Origin of the sequence: Notoacmeibacter sp. MSK16QG-6, from assembly GCF_024158145.1 — a bacterium.
GTDB lineage: Bacteria > Pseudomonadota > Alphaproteobacteria > Rhizobiales > Rhizobiaceae > Notoacmeibacter.
Genome location: NZ_JAMYXM010000004.1, coordinates 183,512 through 206,532 on the forward strand (window position 1 = coordinate 183,512; position 23,021 = coordinate 206,532).

Below are 23,021 nucleotides of genomic sequence, written 5' to 3' on the forward strand. Positions count from 1 at the left end.
GTTATAATATAACATAACGGTTGTCGAGACAAAAAACGGGAACAATGAGTTTTTGCATGCTCGATTTGCCTGAACGATCGTCATTGTCTCGCCCTTCGCGAGAAGCGCCAAGGGCGCTGGCGAGAATGCTGCGTGCCGGCCTCTACGCAAATGGCCGATGGCTGGTCAGAGGGATCGATCTTTCCATCGGGCCGGGAGAAATCGTCACGCTCGTCGGTCCAAACGGATCGGGAAAGTCGACGACGGCAAAACTTCTTCTTGGGCTTGCCAGGCCGAGCGAGGGACGGGTGGCGCGCGCGGCCGACTTGCGCGTCGGCTATGTCCCGCAAAGATTGTCGATCGATCCAAATTTGCCGCTCAGCGTCGCGCGGTTCATGCGGTTGACCAGGTCGCTATCCTATTCCGACATGGCCGCAGCTTTGAGCGAAACAGGGGTCGCACACCTCACAGATGCCCAAATGCGGGGCCTGTCCGGCGGCGAATTGCAACGTGTGCTGATCGCGCGCGCACTTTCGCTCAAACCACAATTGCTGGTTCTCGATGAGCCGGCTCAGGGCGTCGATATGGCAGGGGCTATCGCTATTTACGACCTGATTGCGGCGGCGCGCCAGCGCCTTGGCTGCGGCGTACTTCTGGTCAGTCACGATCTGCATCTCGTCATGGCGCAGACCGACCGGGTATTGTGCCTCAATGGCCATATCTGCTGTGAAGGCACGCCGGAAGCGGTGAGCGAGATGCCGGCCTATCGCGCACTGTTCGGTGGCGAAGCGCCCGCCGGTCTGGCGGTTTATCGCCATCAGCACGACCATCGCCACCTGCCGGACGGACGTGTCCTACACGGCGACGGAACGGTCACGCAGACGTGTGACCCTCACGAATGCGGCCATCACCATCATGCTCATGACAACGATCACGGTTCCGACGGGAAACAGTAATGTTGGATGATTTTCTGATCCGGGCCTTGATCGGCGGGTTGCTGGTCGCCCTTCTTGCTTCGCCGCTCGGCTGTGTCGTCGTCTGGCGGCGGCTCGCTTATTTTGGCGACACCCTCTCGCATGCGGCTTTGTTGGGTATTGCGTTGGGCACGCTGCTTTCCGTTTCTCTTCCGTTTGCGATCCTGCTGGTTTGCGCAGCGGTTGCTCTCATCCTTTTCCTGCTTCGCCGGAATGGCGACCTGGCAAGCGATGCGATACTCGGCCTTTTGGCGCACGGTAGTCTGGCGATGGGTCTTGTCGCGATTGCCCTGGCGGGCCAGCGTATCGATCTGAATGGCCTTTTGTTCGGTGATATATTCGCGGTCAGCCGCTCGGATCTATTCATCATGGGGGGTGGGGCGATCATCATACTCCTGGCATTGGCATCGATCTGGAACGATCTGCTGGCGGCTACGGTCTCTCCGGAGATCGCGGCGGCGGAAAATGCGCGGCCTCAGCGTGCCGAACTGATTTTCCTGCTTTTGCTGGCGCTGACGGTTGCCGTCGCCATCAAGGTCGTCGGCGTTCTTCTCATCACGGCCATGCTGATCATCCCGGCCATTACCGCGCGCCGCTTCGCCAAAGGACCGGAAGCGATGGCGATTCTCGCCGTCCTCGCGGGCGCGGGCGCCATCTGCCTCGGCCTATATGGATCTTTCGTTTTCGACACGCCGGCAGGCCCGTCGATCGTGGTCGGCGCTTGCGCGTTGTTTCTTCTTGCCAGAATAATCCCATATGGAGGGCGGAGGCCGATTTGATGACGCAATGTTGCGAGCACCACCCACCCGAAGAACAGTTGACCCGCAATCAGCGGCTCGTGCTGGACGCGCTGCGATCCGAAGATGGCCCGCTCACCGCGTATAATCTTCTGGATCGTCTGCGGGACGAAGGATTACGCGCGCCGCCGCAAATTTATCGCGCGCTCGAAAAGCTGGTGGAAACCGGCATTGTGCACCGACTGGAGAGCCGCAACGCTTTTGTCAGCTGTAATCACGCTCATTGCGGCGGTCAGGGCGTGCTTTTCGCCGTCTGCGACGATTGCGGATCGATCGAGGAATTGAGAACCGACGCTATCGACGCCGCTTTGCGATCGACAACCGAGGCCATCGGCTTTCACGCTCATCGGCTCGCCGGTGAGGTTCGGGGTGTCTGCCGTCCCTGCGGGCTGAAAAAGACAGCGAGCTGATGCGCATCGTTCTGGGCGGCCTCGGACATGGCCATCTCCATGTCGTCGCCCATGCCCGCAAATTGCTCGATGCGGGCGCGGAAGTCGTTCTGATCGACGATGGCGTCTTTCGCTACTCGTCTCTCGCAGCCGGCATTTTAGGTGGTCGATACGCAGTCGAGGACGGAATGCTCGACTCGCGTGCTCTGGCTGCTTGCTGCGGGGTGCGCCATGTGCCTGCCAACATCGGTGGCATCGATCCCTCGGCCCGGCGCGTTCGTCTAGAAGATGGTTCTGAACTCTCCTACGATATTATTTCGCTCAATCTCGGTTCGACGGTCGTCGCCCCTTTTGCGGTCGCTGACGGTGCATCGGTCTTCCACGCCAAACCGCTCTTGCAGCTGACGGGGTTGCGTGACGCGCTGCGCGCGATGATTGGAGCGCGCCAGACGCCGCGTCTCATCGTCGTTGGCGGCGGACATTCAGGTTGTGAACTGGCCGCAAATGCAGCCGCCCTCGGCCGACGTTATGGCGCAGCGATGGATATTACGCTGATCGCGCCGGAAGACCGCGTCATGGCAGACGCACCTGCGCCGGTATCGGAAGGGATGGCGGCTATATTGCACGGTTTCGGAATAACTGTTCGAACGAGCTTGCGCTGCGAGAGCGTCGAGTCGGAAACGGTCAGGCTTGCGGACGGGGCATCGTTGCCATTCGATCATGTCCTGCTCGCCACGGGATTGAAGCCTTCACCCGTCGCGCATCTTCCCGGCCTCGATTTCGATGCGGCCGGTGGCTTGTGTGTCCGTGCGACTTTGCAATCGGTCGCAGACGACAAGGTCTTCGCCATCGGCGATTGCGCACATCTCGCCTACGATCCGCGACCCAATGTCGGCGTTTTCGGCGTGCGCGCGGGACCGGTTCTCGCGCATAATCTGCTGGCGGCGATACGTGGCGAAACGATGCGGATCTACGAGCCTCAGAAGCACTGGTTCGCCGCGCTCAATCTGGGCGACGGCACCGGCTTTGGCCTCTGGCGAGGCCATCATTGGCATGGCAGGTTGCCCCTGTTTCTGAAAGAGCGGATCGATAAACGGTTCATGCAACGCTACCGTCGCCTCTATAGCCGTCGGCCCGTCAGGAAAACGCCGGAGCTGGTCAGCCCGCAATAGGCGGCGCGGACGTCAGATCCCGCCATTATCCTTCAGCCAGGCGATGATTCCGTCCACGCCCTCACCATGACGCAAATCCGTGAAGATGGTCGGCCGGTCGCCTCGCGACGCCAAGGCGTCTGCTTTCATTCGATCAAGATCGGCGCCGACATGGGGTGCCAGATCGGTCTTGTTGACGATCAGAATATCGGACCGGGTGATGGCCGGCCCACCCTTCCTCGGTATGTCGTCGCCCTGGCAGACGCTGATGACGTAGATCGTCAGATCGGCGAGGTCGGGCGAAAAGGTCGCCGCCAGATTATCGCCGCCGCTCTCGATCAGCACCAGATCGAGGTCGGCATGGCGCTCGCGCAGCCGCTCAATAGCCCGCAGATTGATCGAGGCGTCTTCTCGAATGGCGGTGTGCGGGCAGCCGCCCGTTTCGACGCCCTCGATACGGTCGGACGAGAGCGCCTGCATTCGCACCAGCGCATCGGCGTCTTCACGGGTATAAATGTCATTGGTAACGACCCCGACGCTGATCTGATCGCGCAGCGCTTCACAGAGCCGAGCGGTAAGCGTCGTCTTGCCTGAGCCGACCGGACCGCCAATGCCGACACGCAATGGACCGTTAGGCGAGGCGACCTTTGTGAACCGAGTGTCAGTGGACGCATGTTCGTTCATTTGCCTGTCTCCGCGTCGAAAACTTCCAGCGCCGCGTTCAGAGCATTGATCGCCGCTGGAAAGCCGCCGTAAAGCGCCATCTGCCAGATGATTTCGCCGATTTCTCGCTGCGAGCAACCCGCCTTGCGCGCGCCGGCAATGTTCACCTTCAATTGCGGCCGTGTCTGGCCGCCCAGTGCCGTCAGGGCCGCAATTGTCGCCAGATAGCGGGTCTTCAGATCGAGACCGTCGCGACTGTATTGCTGGCCATAAGCGAAATCGACCACGGAGCGAGCGAGGCCGGGCACAATCTCTTCGTACCGCTCGCGTAGCGCGTCTTCCATGCCTGGGTTGAGACTTTCCGAAAGCGCTTTTCCGCGCTCATAGCTGTCGTCACTCATGACAGAAAAAGCCTTCCGGGTAGTGTTTCGTGGCGCAGGGCGTCGATTTCGGCAGCCAGCGTGCAGGTGCCGAGGTCGTCTATCTTGGCTTTCGTCGCGCGTTCGACAACCTGCCCAATGTCTGGTTCAAGTCTGGCCAAAGTTGCCGCCGCGCCGGATTGGCCGGTGATGGAAAGGCGTATCGCGGCTTGCAATTGCGCCGAAACGAACGCGTGCAGAAACGCCGCTGCGGTCTCCTGCGTCGGCAGACTATATCGCGCTGATGCCACGCCGAGAGTGATCGGGAGTGAGGCGTCTTCGGGGAGCGGCGCTGTCGTCTCGTCGAACCACGGCATGGCGGCTGTGCGAAATGCGCGGCCCTGATCCAGCGTCTCGCGCAGGCGCTCCGCCGAGCCACACAGCGCGCGGGCGAGAGCGGTAAACTCGTCAATCGCCTCGCTATCGTCAGCGGCGCTATGCGCGGCGATCAGCAGTACTGCATCGTTCCAAGGCGCTCCGTGATGAAGAAGTGTTCGCAGCCGCTCCTCTAATTGGGCGGCGTCTTTCATGCGATCTTCCGCTGCCGCCGTTTCCAGCCCGGCCGAATAGGCGAAGCCACCCGTCGGGAAGACGGGCGAGAGCCAGGACAGCAAGGTGAGGAGAGTGTGTGTCACCGGGTGAGATTAATCATGGCGGTCGGCATGGCTGTGATCGGCTTGACCATGGCTATGCGAGTGGTCGTCATGGTCGTGGTGGTGATGATTGCTCTCATGCGTGTCGCCATAGGCGCCGCCTTCGGGATCGAAGGACGCTTCGATACGGGCGACCATCGCGCCGAGACCGGTCAACATTTCCTCGATCACATGGTCGCGGCGGATGAGAATGCGATCCGCTTCGATCTGCGCCGGCAGGTGCCGGTTGCCGATCTGCCAGGCAAGCGCGAGGAGATGGCGCGGGTCGGTGGCCTGCACTTCAAGTAGGGCTTCCGGCGCTGCGCGAACCTCGATCACCCGGCCATCGTCGAGCAACAGGCCTTCGCCATGACGCAGCAGCCGCGCCTTCGGCAGGTCGAGCAGGAATGCGATCCCCCCATCCGATATCAACTTGGCCCGCCGGCGATGCCGTGCAGTCTCATCAAGCGTGATGGTGTCAGCAGGGGTGCTTGTTATCCCGGTCACTTCTCGGCAGACAATCATCGTCTACGCTCCGTTGTCCGAGATGACGCAGTCGACCTCGATTTCGACGAGCCATTCCGGATCAACGAAGGCCGTCACCTGCATGACGGTGGTGACCGGGCGAATGTCGTGGAACGCTTCGCCATGAGCGCGGGCAGCGTCCTTCCAGTGGGCGATGTCCGTCACCAGAATACGGGTGCGGGTGGCATCTCTCAGGCTGCCACCGGCCTCTTCGATCGCGGTTCTGGCGATCTCAATGCAGCGCTTCATCTGTCCATAGGCATCGCCGGGCGCTGCGTTCCCGCCCCCGGCCTTGATAGGAGCCGTACCGGCGACGGAAATGACGTTTCCGACGCGGACAGCTCGCGAAAAACCAATCTCCGGTTCGAGATAGGATCCAGACGAAATCAATTGCCTCTTCATTATACGCTACCTGTTTGCGCCAAGCGGGATCGCTGCGCTTAGAACAGAAAATATCGCTGTGCCATGGGCAGAACCGTCGCCGGCTCGCATGTCAGCAACTCGCCATCGGCGCGGACCTCGTAGGTTTCAGGATCGACGGAGATCTCTGGCATCGCATCGTTCAGCTTCATCGCGGCCTTTCCGATGCCGCCGCGCGTGTTCTTCACGGCCAACATCTTCTTGGCAGTGCCAAGGCGGCTTGCGAGGCCACTGTCGAGCGCCGCCTGGCTGACGAATGTGACGGATGAATTCGTTCGCGCCTTGCCGAACGCGGCGAACATGGGCCGCATATGCACCGGCTGCGGCGTCGGGATCGAGGCATTGGGATCGCCCATCGGCGCGGCGGCAATCGAACCGCCGATCAGCACCATTTCCGGCTTCACACCGAAGAACGCCGGATGCCACAAAGCCAGATCGGCGCGCTTGCCGACTTCCACCGAACCGATTTCATCGCTCATGCCATGGGCGATGGCCGGGTTGATGGTGTATTTCGCGACGTAGCGTCTTACCCGCAGATTATCGTTCTCGCCCGTCTCATCGGCAAGGCGACCACGCTGGCGCTTCATCTTGTCGGCGGTCTGGAAGGTGCGGATGATAACCTCGCCGACGCGGCCCATTGCCTGGCTGTCCGAGGCGATGATGGAAAAGGCGCCGAGGTCGTGTAGAATGTCCTCCGCCGCAATGGTTTCTTTTCTGATCCGGCTTTCCGCGAAGGCAACGTCTTCCGGGATATTGCCGTCGAGGTGATGGCAGACCATCAGCATGTCGAGATGCTCGGCGATGGTGTTGCCCGTATAGGGCCGGGTCGGATTGGTCGAACTCGGAATAATGTTGGCAAGGCCCGCGACCTTGATAATGTCAGGCGCATGACCGCCGCCCGCGCCTTCGGTATGAAAGGCGTGGATCGTCCGGCCCTCAATGGCTTCGATCGTGCTTTCTACGAAGCCGCTCTCGTTCAGCGTGTCAGTGTGTATCATTGCCTGAACGTCATGATCGTCACAGACCGAAAGGCAGGTGCGAATTGCCTGCGGGGTGGTGCCCCAATCCTCATGAAGTTTCAGCGCCGCCGCGCCGCCCAGCACCATTTCCTCCAGGGCGCTGGGCTGCGAGGCGTTGCCCTTGCCGGCGAAGGCGAGGTTTATCGGAAAAGCGTCGGCGGCCTCTATCATTCGCGCGAGGTGCCACGGACCGGGCGTGCAGGTGGTAGCGAGCGTGCCATGGGCCGGGCCGGTGCCGCCGCCAATCATGGTTGTCACACCACTCATTAGCGCTTCCTCGATCTGCTGCGGGCAGATGAAGTGAATGTGACTGTCGATGCCGCCGGCGGTCAGGATGCGGCCTTCTGCGGCGATGGCCTCGGTGCCGGGTCCGATCACGATATCGACGCCCGGTTGGGTGTCGGGGTTGCCAGCCTTGCCGATGGCAGCGATCCGCCCGTCCTTCAGACCGATGTCGGCCTTATAGATGCCGGTCCAATCGACGATCAGTGCGTTGGTAATGACGGTGTCGACCGCGCCATCCGCCCGACTGGCCTGGCTTTGGCCCATCCCGTCGCGGATCACTTTGCCGCCGCCGAACTTTACCTCTTCGCCATAGGTGGTGAAGTCCTTCTCCACCTCGATGAAGAGTTCGGTATCGGCGAGGCGCACGCGATCGCCGGTCGTCGGGCCGTACATGTCGGCATAGGCGGCGCGAGAAAGCGTGGCGGGCATGGCGATATCCTCTATCGAGCGTTCTGTGATGCTGTGGGTGGTTGGAAGGAAACGAGCGCGCCGGTCAGCGTGCCTGCGCTCTTCAGAATAAGGTCGCGGCGCAGGCGTCCGAAGCGGCTGGATGCACTCATAAAGCGGTAGGCGGCGGTGGTGATGCGAACGAGACGACCGTCGATTTTACGGCGGTGCTGGCGGTATGCGTCAAGATTTTCATTCTCGAGCGCGTCAGCAAAGGCGAAAGCATCGGCGATGCCGAAATTCATGCCCTGACCGCCGACCGGCGTATGCACATGCGCGGCGTCTCCCGCCAGCGCCACCGGGCCGTCGCCGAATGAGGCGGCAAGACGCAGATTCATGTCGAAGGCGGTCTGGTAGTGAACCTCGCGGACGGGGGCGAGACGGTCGATCCACTCCAGCGCGTCCGGGTGATTGGCGATGGCGCGATAGCGGCCATTGCCAATCGTAACGGTAAACAGCAATCGGCCATTGGAGTGCAGATCCGCGCAGGCGTTGAGCGGTGCAAATGGCCAGTCGCAGGTGACATCGGCGATGCTCCAACTGCCGGGGAGCGTCTCGCCCTCGAAGGCGATCCCGAGAGCGTGGCGGGTGGCGCTCGACGCGCCATCGGCCCCAAGCATTCGGTCAGCCTGGATTTCGGAGGTCGCGCCGCTCTGCGTCCTGGCTACCTGAGCGATGACCGAACCATTCTCGATCTTCAGGTCGATCAACTCTGTGTCCCAGTCGACGGTTATACCGGCTTGGCGCAATTCTTCTTGCAAAATCTCTTCGGTGCGGCTTTGCGGCAGGCAGACAATTCGCGGGTGACGGCGTTTCTGGCCTGGTACCCGAAGTGTCGTGAATGGCTCGCCATCGCGATGGATCGCCAGCCCTCGCAACGGTTCGGCTTCCTGAAGGATTTGCTCTGCTGCCCCGACCTCTTGCAGCAAATCCAGTGTCTGCCAGGAAATGCCGACCGCACGCGATTGATCTGTTGTGCCACCGGCGCGATCGATGATCGTGACATCGAAGCCTTTCCTGCGGCAGGCAAGGGCGGCGCTGAGGCCAACGGGACCCGCGCCAGCGATCAACACATGCGTGGTCGGTCCTACCGCCATCCTAGCGGCTTTGCCTCTCCGACAGCTCCTGCCGCCACTGGCTGACGCGTTCGGCGGTCAACCTGGCGCGGCACTCGCTGCCCAGCATCGGCTGCATGGTGCCGCCAAGCGCGTCATAGGCCTGATAGTCGCATTCGGCATCGCGGTAGGCGATCCACGCACGCTGTGCGGCCCGTAATATCTCCTCAGTTGTCGGAAGACCGCGCTCTTCGAAAAAGCTGCCCATATCCGCGTCGCGGGAGCGGGTATTGGCGATCATGTCCGGCCAGAGCGCATTGAGCTCGTCGTCGGCTGCTTCGTAGTCCTGGGCGGCGCAGGCGGTCATTTCCATCTGTGTTTGCGGATCGGCGCAGTTCGGCTCGGCCGGCTGTGCTTTTGCCAAGCCGACAGTGGCAGCCATCAGGGCCGTCGCAGGACACAGTAGGCGGCGCATGATCAGACCCTGCCCATCGTTTCACCGCGAAAGCCGACAATACGCCGTTTGCCCGCAATCGGAACGAGCGTGACTTCACGCTCCTGACCGGGTTCGAAGCGGACAGCGGTTCCGGCAGCGATGTCGAGCCGCATTCCACGCGCCTGATCGCGGTCGAAGGAGAGACCGGGATTGGTTTCGGCAAAGTGATAATGGCTACCGACCTGCACAGGCCGGTCACCTGTATTCGCAACCTTCAGGGTGCGCGTCTCGGCGCCGTCGTTCAAGGTTAGAGCGCCATCGGCTGTCATGATTTCGCCGGGGATCATCTGCCTCGTCCTTTCATGAAAACGACGAAGCCCGCCACGACGGCCAGAACAACCGCGCCGCCGATCAGAAGCGTGCTGTCGGGATGCGGATGGCTATGGGGAGCCAACGCTTCATGCGCGAGAGCCGGCGTAGCCGCCAAAACCATGAGCGGCGTGATCGCGTGAAACAGTCGATGCATTTTCATATCCTTCTTCTTATTCATTCAGCGGATGGGTTCGTGAACGGTGACGAGTTTGGTGCCATCGGGAAAGGTCGCTTCGACCTGAATGTCGTGGATCATCTCGGCGATGCCTTCCATGACCTGATCGCGGGTCAGAACCGTTGCGCCAGCCTCCATCAGATCGGCGACAGAGCGGCCGTCCCTCGCACCTTCCACGACGAAATCGGTAATCAGCGCGACCGCTTCGGGATGGTTGAGCTTGACGCCGCGCTCCAATCGCCGACGCGCGACCTGCGCGGCCATCGCAATCAGCAATTTGTCCTTTTCGCGGGGAGTAAGCAGCATGAAAACCTCGTATGTCAGCAGTACCAGCAGCGCGGCAGATCATGACCGCCCCGCAGCGTAATGAGAAGGGGGATGAGCTTGCGGCGAAGAGCCAAAGCATCGGCCGCCAGCAACCGGCAGACCAGTTTGTCTTCGAAGAGCGAAGCGCCGCCCGAGCCGCAGATAATCTCACGGACCCTGTCCAGAAGCGCCTCGGCTCTCGGCGTGAATAGAACGGCAGTCGCTGCCGCACGACACCCGGACGCTACGCTCTCACGTGCCAGCTTCTCTTCAACGGCCCCATCGAGGCGAAAAGCCTCGGCATGGATCAGGCGGCCATCGCGCCGTATCCGCCAGTCGTCGCGCAATCGGCCCTGCCGGACCGTCTCGCCCATCGCAGCCCGTCCAAAGACGATCGGCTCGCAGATCAGCAGTTCGGCGTTCTGCGCAAGATCGGCTGTGATCGTTCGGCGAAGCGCTCCACCATCGAACATGATGGTTTCCTGGGGCAGCCAGTGCAGCGTTGCATCGGATTTTACCGAAAGCCGGACATCGACTTCCGCAGTGCCCGTGGGCGCGCGGTAGAGGCGTTCGGCCGTCTGGCTGGCCAGCGTCAGATGGGTGTTCGCGCCCGCGTCTGCCGACCATTGCAAACGGTCGCCATCGGTCATGCCGCCGGACGTATTCAGCAGGACCGCTTCCAGCCGACCGTTGGAATGGCTTTTCGGTAGGCGAATGCGGGCCGAACCTTCCTGAAACAAGCTGCCTAGCCGTGTTTCTCCGTTCCGGCCCGGCTTGGCGGCAATGCGTCCGCAACCGGTACTGCGTTGCATGCGCGATGTTGCAAGCGGCTGAACGGTGTCGAATTGCTGCGCGGTGGGCAGGGCGGTCATCTTTTGGAAGAGGCCTCCTCGGCTGAAGGATGATCGCAGCATCCATCCGCCGCGCCGTCAACGGAAAATGCGACGAAGCCACTTGAATCGAACCATGCGGGTTTCATACCGTCAGATGTGCTCGAACATCCTGCCGATCCAGATCTTCCGCGACGCCTCGATGGACCACCTCGCCGCGATCCAGGATCGTGATGCTGTCGGCCAGTTCGCGGCAGAAATCCAGATACTGCTCGACCAGCAAGATCGCCATGCCGAATTCGTCGCGCAGGAAAGTCAGGGCGCGGCCGATATCCTTGATGATCGAAGGCTGGATACCCTCGGTCGGCTCGTCCAGCGCCAGCAGTTTCGGGCGAGTGACGAGCGCTCGTCCGATGGCGAGTTGTTGCTGCTGGCCCCCGGAGAGATCACCGCCGCGCCGGTGCATCATGTCCTTTAGCACCGGAAATAGTTCAAAGACATAATCGGGAATCGAGCGGTCGGAGCGGGAAAGGCCGGAATAACCGGTCTCCAGATTTTCACGGACGGTCAATAGAGGGAAAATTTCGCGTCCCTGCGGCACGAAACCGATGCCGGCCCGCGCGCGGTCGTAGGACGGTTTTTTGCCGAAGGTCTGTCCCTCGAAGGCGACACTTCCAGAGGAAAGCGGGTGGTGGCCGACGATCGCTCGCATCAGGGACGTCTTGCCAACGCCGTTTCGACCCAGGACGCAGGTGATCGCTCCCGGTTTTGCCTCCAGAGAAACGCCGCGTAGCGCTTCAGCCGCGCCGTAGTGGAGATGAGCGTTATCAACGGTCAGCATATCAGCGCCCCAGATAGACTTCGACGACCTTCGGGTCGCTCGATACGTGGTCGATTGAGCCCTCCGACAGGACCGAACCCTCGTGCAGGCACGTCACCTTCACACCGAGATCGCGGACGAAGCCCATATCGTGCTCGACGACGACGACCGAGTGATCTTTTGCGATGTCGCGCAGAAGCCGGGCGGTCTCCGCCGTCTCCGCATCGGTCATTCCGGCGACAGGCTCATCGACGAGCAGCACTTTCGGGTCCTGCGCCAGCAACATGCCAATCTCTAGCCATTGCTTCTGGCCGTGAGAAAGATTGGCGGCGGAGGAATGGCGCAGATGTGACAGCCGCGTCGTTTCGAGGATTTCGGTGATCCGGTTCTCTTCCTCCGCATCGCGGTGATGAAAAATGGAGGCGAAAATCGACCGCGAGCCGGAAAGGGCCAGCGCCAGATTGTCCTCCACGGTGTGCCCTTCGAAGACGGTCGGTTTTTGAAATTTCCGGCCGATGCCCATCGTCGCGATCGCAGGCTCATCGTGCTTGGTCAGATCGACCGCGCCATCGAAAAAGACTTCTCCCTCATCGGGACGGGTCTTGCCGGTGATGATGTCCATCATGGTTGTCTTGCCAGCGCCGTTTGGTCCGATGATGGCGCGCATCTCACCCTTGCCGAGCAGGAAGGAGAGATTGTTAATCGCCTTGAAGCCGTCGAACGATACCGAAACACCGTCGAGATAAAGGATCGTCTCCCTGCGCCGTTTCTCCTGGGCCTCATCCTCTGTGAGAACAGCATGCGGCGGCGCCTGCTCCAGGACAGGCCGCTCTTCGATCATCGCCGCTTCGGTCATTCCGCCGCCTCCGGTTGATGGCCGGTCATGGTTTCATCCTCGCCACGCTCGCGGCGCCTGGACTCGCGCATGCGACGAAGGCCATCCCAGCCGTCGATTGCCGTGCCAACAATTCCCTTGGGCAGGAACAGCGTAACGGCGACGAAGAGACCGCCAAGGGCGAATAGCCAGAACTCCGGCGCAAAGCCGGTCAGCCAGCTCTTGCCGGCATTGACCAGTATCGCGCCGATGATAGGTCCGATAATGGTGCCGCGGCCGCCGACTGCCGTCCACACAACGACCTCGATAGAATTGGCGGGGGCGAATTCGCCCGGATTGATGATGCCGACCTGCGGCACGTAAAGCGCGCCTGCAATGCCCGCCATCACCGCCGACGCCACAAATGCGAACAGCTTCACATATTCCGGCCGATAGCCGATGAAGCGCGTCCGGGCCTCTGCATCGCGCACGGCGATCATGAGTTTTCCGTACCGGCTGGCGCCGAGCGCGGAAACGAAAAGGACGCCCAGCGCCAGTGCGATAGCCGAGGCGAAGAAAAGCGCGCCTCGTGTTTCTCCCGCCTGAACGGAAAAGCCGAGTATATCCTTGAAGTCGGTCAGGCCATTATTGCCGCCAAAGCCCATATTGTTGCGGAAAAAGGCCAGCATCAATGCATAGGTCATCGCCTGGGTGATGATCGACAGATAGACGCCTGTGACGCGGCTGCGAAAAGCGAACCAGCCGAAGACGAAGGCCAGAAGGCCCGGCACGATCATGACCATCAACGCGGCGAACCAGAACTGATCGAAGCCGTACCAGAACCACGGCAATTCCTTCCAGTTCAGGAAGACCATGAAGTCCGGCAGGATGGGATCGCCATAGACCCCGCGGCTGCCGATCTGTCGCATCAGATACATGCCCATCGCGTAACCGCCGAGGGCGAAGAACGCGCCGTGGCCGAGCGACAGAATGCCGACATATCCCCAGACCAGATCGAGACTGAGCGCCAGCAGCGCATAGCAAAGATATTTGCCGAACAGCGCGACGATATAGGTCGGAACATGCAGCGGATGGTTCCAGGGCAACAGAAGGTTCAGCGCAGGAATCGCGACTCCGATCGTCAGAATGATAGCAAGCGACAATACGATCCAGCGGTTCAGCCCGCCGCGTAGAAGATGACCGACGATCATGTCTCCACCGCCCGGCCCTTGAGCGCGAACAGACCGCGAGGGCGCTTCTGAATGAAAAGGATGATGAAGACGAGTACGAAAATCTTACCGAGAACCGCGCCGGCGAAAGGTTCGAGGAACTTGTTGGCGACGCCCAGGCTGAGCGCGCCGATCAGCGTACCCCACAGATTGCCGACCCCACCGAAGACAACGACCATGAAGCTGTCGATGATGTAACCCTGGCCGAGATTGGGTGAGACGTTGTCGATCTGGCTGAGCGCGACGCCGGCTATGCCTGCAATGCCCGAACCGAGCGCGAAAGTGAGCGCGTCGACCCAAGGTGTGCGGATGCCCATCGCCGCCGCCATGCGCCGGTTCTGTGTCACCGCCCGCATTTTGAGGCCGAGCGAGGTTCGGTTCATCGCGTAGAGAAGAACGCCAAATACGACGAGAGCGAAGACCACGATCCAGAGCCGGTTCCAAGTGATCGATAGCTCACCGAGCTGAAACGCGCCGCTCATATAGGAAGGGTTGGACACTTCCCGGTTGGTCGGGCCGAAGATGGTGCGGACTGTCTGCTGGAGGATGAGGCTGACGCCCCAGGTGGCCAGCAGCGTTTCGAGCGGGCGGCCGTAAAGAAACCGTATGACGCCGCGCTCCATGGCGAAACCGACTGCTCCCGCGACGAGAAATGCAAGAGGAAGGGCAATCGGCAGCGACCAGTCCAGCAAACCGGGGAAGCTGGTGCGCATGATCTCCTGCACCATGAAAGTGGTGTAGGCGCCGAGCATGACCATTTCGCCATGCGCCATGTTGATGACGCCCATGACGCCGAAGGTGATGGCAAGGCCGATGGCGGCGAGCAGAAGAACGGACCCGAGCGAAAGCCCGTACCAGACGTTCTGGCCGAGGCTCCAATATTGCAGGCGTTTGCGCACGGAAGCGATGGCTGCGTCTGTCGCCTCGCGCATTTCAGCGCCGGCGCCCGAACGCGCACGAACGAGCAAGCTGAGCGCCTGTTGGCCGCCCATGTCGCGGATGGTTTCAATCGCCGAGACTTTTTCGCTCACATCCCGATCGGATAGAATGATTGCGCCGGCTCTTGCCTGCTGCAGCGCATCGCGAACGTCTGCGTCGGTTTCCTTGTCCAGTGCGGTGTCGATTGCATCGAGGCTGTCGGGATCGGGATTGTCGATCATGGTCCGCGCCGCAGACATTCTCACACCGGGGTCTTTGGCGCCAAGCGTCAACGCGCCTATGGCCTCGCGGACCGAGCGGCGGACCGAATTGTTGACCCGAACCTTTTTCAAATCGCTTTTGGCTGCGGTGCCAGTCTCGTCGCCAGTGACCGGGTCGAGCAGAGTCAACTGCTTGCCGCGACCCGAGACGATGAAGACTGCGCCGTCTGTTTCGCGGCGATAGACATCGCCTTCGGAAAGAGCGTCGAGCACGCGTGCGCCGCGAGGATCGCCCGTCTCCACAACAATGCCGATGGCCTTGCGAAGTTTCGAATAACCTTTTTCAGCGCCAAGGCCGGCGATGGCCTGACGTAGCGCGGGATCGTCATCCTGAGCGCTGGCTGTTTGAGCGGCCAAAGCTGAGAAGACGATGAACAACGCTGCGATAATCGTTCGAATGAGCACCATGCTCCGCCTGTGCGTCCTAAGAGAAAAGCCGGCAAGGCCGGGTGGACGAAAGCTACCGCCGGACTTGCAGCTGAAAGAATCTGCTCCGGAAACCGGCAGGCGGTTCCCGGAGCGTCTTTGCAAGCCTTAGTTGGAAGTCGTTTCTTCCTCGGCAGGCTCAGCCATCGCCGTCTCACCGAGGCATTTCTTGGCTTCGGTGTCGTAGTTGCCGCATTTGAGATCGACCCAGTCGGCTTCGAGCTTCTTGCTTTCCGGCAGGAAGTCGGACCAGGCATCGCCTGGCACCAGCTCTTCGGTTTCCGATACGACCTCGAACTGGCCATCGTCCTGAATTTCGCCAATCAGCACCGGCTTGGTGATGTGGTGGTTCGGCAGCATTTCGGAGGTGCCGCCAGTCAGGTTCGGCACTTCGGTGCCCGGAAGAGCCGCAATCACCGCTTCAGGATCGGTAGTGCCAGCTTTCTCGACCGCCTTCACCCACATGTTGAAGCCGATATAGTGAGCTTCCATCGGATCGTTCGTGACGCGATCTTCGTCACCGGTGAAGGCGTGCCACTGCTCGATGAACTTGGCGTTGGCCTCATTATCGACGCTCTGGAAGTAGTTCCAGGCGGCCAGGTGGCCAACGAGCGGGCCGGTGTCGATGCCGGCCAGTTCTTCTTCACCGACCGAGAAGGCGACGACGGGAATGTCCTGAGCCTCGATGCCCTGGTTGGCCAGTTCCTTGTAGAATGGCACATTGGCGTCGCCGTTGACCGTCGAGACAACGGCCGTCTTCTTGCCTGCCGAACCGAATTCCTTGATCTTGGCGACTTCGGTCTGCCAGTCGGAGAAGCCGAACGGGGTGTAATTGACGATGATGTCTTCCTGGGCAACGCCCTTGTCGAGTAGATACTGCTCGAGGATTTTGTTGGTCGTACGCGGATAGACGTAATCGGTGCCTTCCAGCACCCAGCGCTCAACGCCTTCTTCTTCCATCAGATAGTCGACGGCGGGAATGGCCTGCTGGTTCGGCGCGGCGCCGGTGTAGAAGACGTTCTTTTCGCTTTCCTCGCCTTCATACTGGACGGGGTAGAAAAGAATGCTGTTCAGCTCGGCGAAGACGGGCAGAACGGATTTGCGGGACACGGACGTCCAGCAACCGAAGACGGCGGCGACCTTGTCCTGCTCGATGAGCTGGCGTGCTTTTTCGGCAAAGAGCGGCCAGTCGGATGCCGGATCGACAACGACGGCTTCGAGCTTCTTGCCTAGCAGGCCGCCTTTTTCGTTCTGCTGCTCGATGAGCATCAGCATGGCGTCTTTCAGCGTCGTTTCGGAGATCGCCATCGTGCCGGACAGCGAATGAAGGATGCCGACCTTGATCGTTTCCTCCTGTGCGCTCGCGCTGGTCATGGCTGTCGTTGCGGTCAGAGCCGCGCCAAGTGCGATGAAGCCAAACTTACGGGCAATACGGTTCATATTCGGATATCCTCTGGAATCGGGTTGCACGCCAATTCCGTTGCACGTGCCGTGCCAGTTCGTCGTCACCCGGAGCGGAGAGGAAGAAGTTCGTTTCTTAACAAGGTGTGAACCGTGACAAGGCCTGTCCTTGGGGAAGGCGCGATCCACGCGTTCGCGCGAGGGGATGCCCTCTTTCTAATCTTTCTGGTCAAAAAATAAGCATTGCCTAGCGATTGGTCAGTGCTTTGTCGGCGCGAAGCGTGCGTTTGACTATTGCCGAACGGACTCAGTAAGACCGGCCGGGTGCGCAGAGACCGTCTGACCCTCTATGGCGTTGTCCAACCCGCCAATAAAAAGGTCTGCGACCATATTGGCGTAGTCTTCCCGGCTGATGCCGCCCCCACGTTTCCATAGATAAAACCAGTTGAGCATGCCGAAAAGGCTCATCGTCACCGGACGAAGCAGGGTGGGTTCCGCTTCGAAGCGCTCTGGCGCGAGCGCTATTATCACCTTCTCCATTTTCTCGACGATCTGCCGCTGCAATTGCCGCAGACGCTTCTGGTCCTCGACCGGAAGACGGGAGAGAGCGTTGAGTTGGAGCTTATGCTCGGAATCGGCTTCTTGATAGTTCTCCAATATCGTCGCCGTTGCCGCCCGTAGACGTGCGGTCGGCTCCAGATCGTATGGAACCTCGCCAATCGCAGTCAGCAAAGCCTCCAGATGCTCGCCGATGACATCGGAGAGCAGTACCTCCTTGGATGGGTAGTAATGATAAATCAGGGCCTTACTGACCCCGCAGGCGGTAGCGAGATCGCGCATAGACGTCGCGTCGTAGCCATGTTCGGCAAAGGCTGCTGCTGCCGTGCGTAAAATCGCGCCGCGCTTTTCTTCGTGATCGGCCGCTTTCGCTCGTGCCATGAAACTGCTCCCCGTGCGACGGATGATACTCAGTCTTTCTTGCGCCTGTCGACAAGGCGCGCCGCCTTTCCTTCGCTACGAACGACGCCTCCGGTATCGGCAACGCGAACCGAGCAACTGATGCCGATCACGTTCTTGATGCGTGAGCGGAGCGCGTTGCCAAGCGCCGTGCGTTCGTCATCGCTGCTGCCCGGCCGGTCGATTTCAGCCAGAACGGTCAAGGCGTCCATTCGCCCGTCATTGGTAAGTTCGATCTGGAAATGCGGAGCGAGGCCCGCAACGGTCAGCAACTGCTCCTCGATCTGCGTCGGAAAGACGTTGACGCCGCGAAGGATGATCATGTCGTCGGACCGGCCCGTCACCTTTTCCATGCGGCGCATCGAGCGGGCGGTGCCAGGTAGCAGCCGGGTCAGATCGCGTGTGCGATAGCGGATGATCGGGAAGGCTTCCTTCGTCAGAGACGTGAAGACCAGTTCGCCCTCATCGCCGTCTGGCAGCACCTTACCCGTTTCCGGGTCGATGATCTCGGGATAGAAATGATCTTCCCATACGTGCAGCCCGTCTTTGGTTTCGACGCACTCATTGGCGACGCCCGGTCCGATGACCTCCGACAGACCGTAAATATCGACTGCGTGAATGTCGAAGGCGTCCTCGATCTGCTTCCGCATGGCGTCGGTCCATGGCTCGGCGCCGAAAATGCCCACTTCAAGCGAAGAGGCGCGAGGGTCGAGGCCCCGTTTCTGATACTCCTCCAGAATGTTGAGCATGTATGAAGGGGTGACGAGGATCGTGGTCGGCCTGAAATCCTCGATCAAGGTAACCTGCCGATTTGTCATGCCGCCTGAGACCGGCACGACGGTGCAGCCAAGCTTTTCCGCGCCGTAATGCGCCCCTAGCCCGCCGGTGAATAGTCCGTAACCATAGGCGACATGGACGATATCGCCGGGCTTGGTGCCGGAAGCCCGCAAGGACCGCGCCACGACTTCCGCCCACATATCGATGTCGTTTGCCGTATATCCGACAACGGTCGGCTTGCCGGTCGTGCCGGAGGAGGCATGAATGCGGTTCACCTTTTCACGCGGCACGGCGAACATACCGAACGGATAATTGTCGCGCAGATCGGCCTTGGTAGTGAACGGAAACTTCGCCAGATCAGACAGGTCGTTCAGGTCATCGGGGTGGATGCCGGCTTCGTCAAAGGCGGTCTTGTAGTGCGGCACATTCTCGTAGGCGTGAGAGAGCGACCATTTCAGCCGCTTCAACTGAAGGGCGGCGATCTCGTCGCGCGAGGCGATCTCGATGGGATCGAGCGTCGCGCGGTCCGGTGTCAAATCTTTCATGTGTTCGTTCTCCCTCCCTCGCGCCCGGCCTCGCTCTCCTCGAAAAGCTGGCCGCCTATGGTCCGCGAATGTCCTCGGAAATGCGCGAGCACAGTCCTGTCTTCCCGTCGGACGGTCACATCGGTAATGCCTGAACGACCTGTGCGGCTGATTTCTCTAGCCTCGGCAATCAGGCGATCGCCGACGCGGCCCGGCGCGACATAGGTGATCGAATTGTGCTGGGCGACGGTCACGGCGTTGTGGCTGTTGCAGGCGAAGGCAAAGGCGCTGTCGGCCAAAGCGAAGATGAAGCCGCCATGGCAGATACCGTGACCGTTGGCGTGATGCTCGTCGATCGTCCATGCCAGCACAGCCTCGCCGGGGCCGACCCGCTCGATACTGAAACCGAGATGTTGGCTGGCGCGGTCGTCGGCCCACATGGCGTCGGCGCTTTTCTGCGCGCGTTCCTGCGGCGAGATCGTATGGGTCACGCCGGTTTTCCGGTAAATTTGGCCGGGCGCTTCTCCATAAAAGCAAGCACCCCTTCGGCGTAATCGGGTGAACGACCGCATTCGCCCTGCAATTGCGCTTCCAGCTCAAGCTGTTCGATGAAGCTATTGGTTGCAGCGGCCTGGATGGCGAGCTTGGTCTTGCCGAGACCGAACGTCGCCCCCTCCGCCAATTGACTGGCAAGGGCTGTCGCCTCGTCCATCAGGCGGTCGTCGTCGATGGCTTTCCAGATCATACCCCACTGTTCAGCCTGTTCGGCGGAAACCGGCATGGCTGTCATCGCCACGGCCTTTGCGCGGGCTTCGCCGATAAGGCGCGCCAGGGACCACGAACCGCCCGCATCTGGTACGAGGCCGAGCTTTGCGAAGGCCTGGATGAATTTGGCGCTCTTGGCGGCCAGCACGATATCGCAGGCGAGCGCGATATTGGCGCCCGCGCCGGCAGCAACGCCATTGACCGCGCAGATTACGGGCTTTTCCAATTGGCGGATCAGTGTGAGGGTGGGGCCATATCCCTCGCGCAAAGTGGCGGAGAGATCGGGCGGCCCATCCATTTTTCTTGGATCGCGGTCGCCGAGATCCTGGCCGGCACAAAAAGCGCGGCCGGCGCCGGTGAGCAGCACCGCGCGGATATCATCGTTCCGCTCCGCTTCCTCGAATGCCTCACGAAACGCGATCTGCTGCGCTTTGTTGAAGCTGTTCAGCTTTTCGGGGCGATTGAGCGTGATGGTCAAAAGTCCGCCGTCCAAAGACGTCAGAACACTGGCTTCCTCGGCCATTCGGAACCTCCTCCCTGTTCCAGAACCTGTCCGGCAATTCTATCGCGACGCAGATCCAATAATCCAGACTTGAATAAACCGACCGGGCGGTCAATAGTATTCTCACATTATTCGCTGGGGATCGGTCAGGGAGCCGTGCCCGATAAGGCGATCTTAGGAGGACGCCCATGACGATGATGGAATTGCGCAGCTATGCGGCCGGCCAGTGGATCGACCCAGACGGGGCCGCGCGCGATATACACAGTGCGGTAACAGGTGCGCTGATCGGCAGGGCGGGCGGCACGCTGGATTTCGCAGCCATGCTCGACCACGGACGCGGAACGGGCAGTCCCGCGCTTCGCGCTATGACGTTCCATGAGCGGGCGGCGGCTTTGAAAGCGTTGGCTCTTTACCTCTCCGAACGCAAGGAGCGTCTCTACGATCTGTCGCTTCACGCCGGTTCGACGCGGGGCGACGCGATGATCGATGTGGATGGCGGCATCGGAACGCTGTTCGCTCTGGCGTCGAAGGCGCGCCGGACGCTGCCGGACGACGTGGTAATGGCCGATGGCGATCTCGAAATGCTGTCGCGCGACGGAAGTTTTCTCGGACACCATATCTATACGTCGCGGCAGGGTGTCGCCGTTCACATCAACGCATTCAACTTTCCCGTCTGGGGAATGCTCGAAAAGCTCGGCCCGACGCTTCTCGGCGGCATGAGCGCCATCGTGAAACCGGCGACGGCCACCGCCTACATCACCGAAGCCTGCTTTCGGATGATGATCGAGAGCGGCGCCTTTCCCGAAGGCTCCTTCCAGCTCATCACCGGCGGCACTGGCGATCTTCTGGACCGGCTCGGTCCGTCGGATTTCGTCTCCTTCACCGGCTCCGCTGACACCGCGCTGATGCTGCGGTCGAACAAGAATCTTATGGCGCGGTCGGTGCCGTTCATCGCCGAGCAGGACAGCCTCAACGCCTCGGTGCTCGGTCCCGACGTCACGGCCGACGTGCCGGAATTCGACCTGTTCGTCAAAGAGGTCGTCCGTGAGATGACCGCAAAGGCGGGGCAGAAATGCACGGCGATCCGCCGCATCATGGTCCCGCATAAGATGGTGGATGCGGTGATCGAAGCGGTTTCGGCCAAACTATCGAAGACAACGATCGGCGATCCCGCCATCGAAGGCGTGCGAATGGGAGCGCTGGCCTCTGCGAGCCAGAAGGCCGATGTGCTGGAAAAAGCATCGATCATCGGCTCGGAAGCGAAGCGTGTCTTTGGCACGGACACGCCGGAGCTTCAGGGCAAGGGCGTCGAAGGCGGCGCATTCGTCTCGCCAATGCTATTTCAATGCGCCGATCCTGACACGGCGGTGAAGGTGCACGAGACCGAAGCGTTCGGTCCCGTTTCGACCATTATGCCCTATCGCGATCTCGACCACGCCATCGCGTTGATGAATCGCGGGCAGGGAAGCCTTGTCGCCTCCCTCATCACCCACGATCCGCAGGTCACGCGGACGGTCGCCATCGGCGCGGCGGCCTGGCATGGCCGCATCTACGTCAATGATCGCGTCTCCATGAAAAGCGCTACGGGCCATGGCTCGCCTTTGCCTCTGCTGGTGCATGGCGGGCCGGGTCGCGCCGGCGGTGGAGAAGAGCTTGGCGGGATGCGCGGAGTGAAGCACTACATGCAGCGGACGGCCATTCAGGGCAGCCCTGACATGATCGCGGCTGTCATCGGGCAATATGTGCCCGGTTCGACGAAGACCGAGGCGACGGCGCATCCCTTCACCAAGACGTTTGACGATCTGCGGATCGGCGAAAGCATCACCGCCGGACCGCGCACCGTCACCGAGGAAGATGTTGAGCATTTCGCGGAGTTCACCGGCGACACCTTCTACGCCCATATGAATGAGGAAGCAGCGAAGGCCAGCCCGTTCTTCGACGGGCGCGTGGCCCATGGCTATCTGCTGCTGGCTTTCGCCGCCGGCTTGTTCGTCCAGCCCGATCCCGGTCCGACGCTCGCCAATACCGGCCTATCGGGTTTGCGTTTTACCAAGCCGGTCTATTTCGGCGAGGAAATATCGGTCAGCCTTACGGTCAAGGAGAAGCGGCCGACCGGCAAGGAGTATGGCGAAGTGCTGTGGGATGTCGCGATCACCGACAGCGAAGGCGAGAAGGTGGCCGGCTACACGCTGCACACGATGAACGCGCTGAAGGGCTCGTGACGCTCAATCGCCGAGATACATAAAGCTGCCGACAAAACCGACTGCCGGTTTTTCGCTGCCGGCGGCCCGGATATCCACGCGAAGATAGGCCATGCGCTTGCCATTGGCCTCGATCGTCACCGCGATGTCCAGTTCGCCCGGTGGAAGGGCGCAAATGAATTGGCAGGTGAAGGAAACGGTCGTCACCATACGGAACCGGCCATTATGCGCCGCGAGCGTCAATATCGAAGCCGTATCGGCCGCGGAGGCCGTTGCCTGGCCGCAGATGACCCCGCCGGCGTGTACGAGCCTCCGATTATCCTCCAGCCGGAAGTCAGCGCCATTGTCGTGGACAGCGACTGGCTGGAGCCCCATTTCGGTGATCCACGGCGCGAATATCGTCGGGAGCAGATCGGCGGTTTCGGCTACGCTCAGGCGCGGCGGGTCTTTGGCATTTCTCATTTTCGTACTCTCGCCCCAAGCGATCCATCTTCGGTCAACCGCCATAACTGCCAGGCAACGCAGCCGGTTC

The 23,021-nt window shown here is 61.0% G+C and carries 27 protein-coding genes; 5 read left to right on the forward strand and 22 right to left on the reverse strand.

The annotated features are described in order from the left end of the window. Positions 1-56: 56 nt before the first annotated feature. Genes NIM86_RS13335 through NIM86_RS13350 form a run of 4 tightly spaced genes read left to right on the forward strand, consistent with a single transcriptional unit; the run spans position 57 to position 3,311 of the window. Complete coding sequence (locus NIM86_RS13335) at positions 57-935, forward strand: ATP-binding cassette domain-containing protein (protein WP_371872896.1); 879 nt, start codon at positions 57-59, stop codon at positions 933-935. Continuing rightward, positions 935-1,732, forward strand: coding sequence for a metal ABC transporter permease (locus NIM86_RS13340; protein ID WP_253382841.1), 798 nt, complete (start codon positions 935-937; stop codon positions 1,730-1,732). The genes NIM86_RS13335 and NIM86_RS13340 overlap by 1 nt, the downstream gene beginning before the upstream one ends. Further along, positions 1,732-2,160, forward strand: a complete 429-nt coding sequence (locus NIM86_RS13345) for a Fur family transcriptional regulator (RefSeq protein WP_253382843.1) — start codon at positions 1,732-1,734, stop codon at positions 2,158-2,160. The genes NIM86_RS13340 and NIM86_RS13345 overlap by 1 nt, the downstream gene beginning before the upstream one ends. Further along, positions 2,160-3,311, forward strand: a complete 1,152-nt coding sequence (locus tag NIM86_RS13350; protein WP_253382845.1) for an FAD-dependent oxidoreductase — start codon at positions 2,160-2,162, stop codon at positions 3,309-3,311. Before NIM86_RS13345 ends, NIM86_RS13350 begins: the two co-directional genes overlap by 1 nt. Positions 3,312-3,323: 12 nt before the next feature. On the opposite strand, the gene ureG is transcribed toward NIM86_RS13350, so the two are convergent. From ureG to paaG, 21 genes are all read right to left on the reverse strand, one after another. Then, positions 3,324-3,974: an urease accessory protein UreG gene (gene ureG, locus NIM86_RS13355; protein ID WP_253382847.1), complete on the reverse strand. Its 651-nt coding sequence runs from the start codon at positions 3,972-3,974 to the stop codon at positions 3,324-3,326. Beyond that, positions 3,971-4,354, reverse strand: coding sequence for a carboxymuconolactone decarboxylase family protein (locus tag NIM86_RS13360; protein ID WP_253382849.1), 384 nt, complete (start codon positions 4,352-4,354; stop codon positions 3,971-3,973). The genes ureG and NIM86_RS13360 overlap by 4 nt, the downstream gene beginning before the upstream one ends. After that, positions 4,351-5,007 carry an urease accessory UreF family protein gene (locus tag NIM86_RS13365; protein ID WP_253382851.1) on the reverse strand — a complete coding sequence of 219 codons (657 nt, stop codon included), beginning with the start codon at positions 5,005-5,007 and terminating at the stop codon, positions 4,351-4,353. Before NIM86_RS13365 ends, NIM86_RS13360 begins: the two co-directional genes overlap by 4 nt. A 9-nt stretch (positions 5,008-5,016) precedes the next feature. Next, positions 5,017-5,529, reverse strand: a complete 513-nt coding sequence (locus NIM86_RS13370; protein WP_253382853.1) for an urease accessory protein UreE — start codon at positions 5,527-5,529, stop codon at positions 5,017-5,019. Positions 5,530-5,532: 3 nt separating this feature from the next. Next, entirely contained in the window at positions 5,533-5,931 is a 399-nt protein-coding gene (locus NIM86_RS13375; RefSeq protein WP_253382855.1) for a RidA family protein, read from the reverse strand. A gap of 38 nt (positions 5,932-5,969) precedes the next feature. Then, positions 5,970-7,682: an urease subunit alpha gene (gene ureC, locus NIM86_RS13380; protein WP_253382857.1), complete on the reverse strand. Its 1,713-nt coding sequence runs from the start codon at positions 7,680-7,682 to the stop codon at positions 5,970-5,972. A gap of 11 nt (positions 7,683-7,693) precedes the next feature. Continuing rightward, positions 7,694-8,797, reverse strand: coding sequence for an NAD(P)/FAD-dependent oxidoreductase (locus NIM86_RS13385; protein WP_253382858.1), 1,104 nt, complete (start codon positions 8,795-8,797; stop codon positions 7,694-7,696). A gap of 1 nt (position 8,798) precedes the next feature. Further along, entirely contained in the window at positions 8,799-9,230 is a 432-nt protein-coding gene (locus NIM86_RS13390) for a lysozyme inhibitor LprI family protein (RefSeq protein WP_253382860.1), read from the reverse strand. Between the two features lie 2 nt (positions 9,231-9,232). Next, on the reverse strand, positions 9,233-9,538 hold the full coding sequence (locus tag NIM86_RS13395; protein ID WP_253382862.1) for an urease subunit beta: 306 nt from the start codon (positions 9,536-9,538) through the stop codon (positions 9,233-9,235). Then, complete coding sequence (locus NIM86_RS13400) at positions 9,535-9,717, reverse strand: hypothetical protein (protein WP_253382864.1); 183 nt, start codon at positions 9,715-9,717, stop codon at positions 9,535-9,537. Before NIM86_RS13400 ends, NIM86_RS13395 begins: the two co-directional genes overlap by 4 nt. Before the next feature lie 24 nt (positions 9,718-9,741). Beyond that, positions 9,742-10,044, reverse strand: a complete 303-nt coding sequence (locus NIM86_RS13405) for an urease subunit gamma (RefSeq protein ID WP_253382865.1) — start codon at positions 10,042-10,044, stop codon at positions 9,742-9,744. Between the two features lie 14 nt (positions 10,045-10,058). Then, the gene (locus tag NIM86_RS13410; protein ID WP_253382866.1) at positions 10,059-10,916 is read right to left on the reverse strand and encodes an urease accessory protein UreD; all 858 of its coding nucleotides are present in this window, start codon (positions 10,914-10,916) and stop codon (positions 10,059-10,061) included. Between the two features lie 103 nt (positions 10,917-11,019). Beyond that, complete coding sequence (gene urtE, locus NIM86_RS13415; RefSeq protein WP_253382867.1) at positions 11,020-11,715, reverse strand: urea ABC transporter ATP-binding subunit UrtE; 696 nt, start codon at positions 11,713-11,715, stop codon at positions 11,020-11,022. Position 11,716: 1 nt separating this feature from the next. Next, positions 11,717-12,550 (reverse strand): urea ABC transporter ATP-binding protein UrtD, encoded by an 834-nt coding sequence (urtD, locus tag NIM86_RS13420; RefSeq protein ID WP_253382868.1) that lies wholly within the window; start codon positions 12,548-12,550, stop codon positions 11,717-11,719. After that, positions 12,547-13,719 carry an urea ABC transporter permease subunit UrtC gene (gene urtC, locus NIM86_RS13425; protein ID WP_253382869.1) on the reverse strand — a complete coding sequence of 391 codons (1,173 nt, stop codon included), beginning with the start codon at positions 13,717-13,719 and terminating at the stop codon, positions 12,547-12,549. Before urtC ends, urtD begins: the two co-directional genes overlap by 4 nt. Beyond that, positions 13,716-15,344, reverse strand: a complete 1,629-nt coding sequence (gene urtB / locus NIM86_RS13430) for an urea ABC transporter permease subunit UrtB (RefSeq protein ID WP_253382870.1) — start codon at positions 15,342-15,344, stop codon at positions 13,716-13,718. The genes urtC and urtB overlap by 4 nt, the downstream gene beginning before the upstream one ends. Positions 15,345-15,470: 126 nt before the next feature. Further along, positions 15,471-16,802 carry an urea ABC transporter substrate-binding protein gene (urtA, locus tag NIM86_RS13435; RefSeq protein ID WP_371872897.1) on the reverse strand — a complete coding sequence of 444 codons (1,332 nt, stop codon included), beginning with the start codon at positions 16,800-16,802 and terminating at the stop codon, positions 15,471-15,473. A 252-nt stretch (positions 16,803-17,054) separates the two neighbouring features. Beyond that, positions 17,055-17,702 (reverse strand): TetR/AcrR family transcriptional regulator, encoded by a 648-nt coding sequence (locus tag NIM86_RS13440; protein ID WP_253382871.1) that lies wholly within the window; start codon positions 17,700-17,702, stop codon positions 17,055-17,057. Positions 17,703-17,731: 29 nt separating this feature from the next. Then, positions 17,732-19,042: a phenylacetate--CoA ligase PaaK gene (gene paaK, locus NIM86_RS13445; protein ID WP_253382872.1), complete on the reverse strand. Its 1,311-nt coding sequence runs from the start codon at positions 19,040-19,042 to the stop codon at positions 17,732-17,734. Continuing rightward, positions 19,039-19,461: a hydroxyphenylacetyl-CoA thioesterase PaaI gene (gene paaI, locus NIM86_RS13450; RefSeq protein WP_253382969.1), complete on the reverse strand. Its 423-nt coding sequence runs from the start codon at positions 19,459-19,461 to the stop codon at positions 19,039-19,041. The genes paaK and paaI overlap by 4 nt, the downstream gene beginning before the upstream one ends. 47 nt (positions 19,462-19,508) lie before the next feature. Continuing rightward, positions 19,509-20,309 carry a 2-(1,2-epoxy-1,2-dihydrophenyl)acetyl-CoA isomerase PaaG gene (gene paaG, locus NIM86_RS13455; protein ID WP_253382873.1) on the reverse strand — a complete coding sequence of 267 codons (801 nt, stop codon included), beginning with the start codon at positions 20,307-20,309 and terminating at the stop codon, positions 19,509-19,511. A 167-nt stretch (positions 20,310-20,476) separates the two neighbouring features. On the opposite strand from paaG, the gene paaZ reads away from it, so the two are divergent. Beyond that, positions 20,477-22,510, forward strand: coding sequence for a phenylacetic acid degradation bifunctional protein PaaZ (gene paaZ, locus NIM86_RS13460; protein WP_253382874.1), 2,034 nt, complete (start codon positions 20,477-20,479; stop codon positions 22,508-22,510). A 3-nt stretch (positions 22,511-22,513) separates the two neighbouring features. Here paaZ and NIM86_RS13465 read toward each other — a convergent pair whose 3' ends face one another. Further along, a complete protein-coding gene (locus NIM86_RS13465; protein ID WP_253382875.1) occupies positions 22,514-22,951 on the reverse strand; it encodes a hotdog domain-containing protein in 438 nt (145 codons plus the stop codon). Positions 22,952-23,021 lie beyond the last annotated feature (70 nt).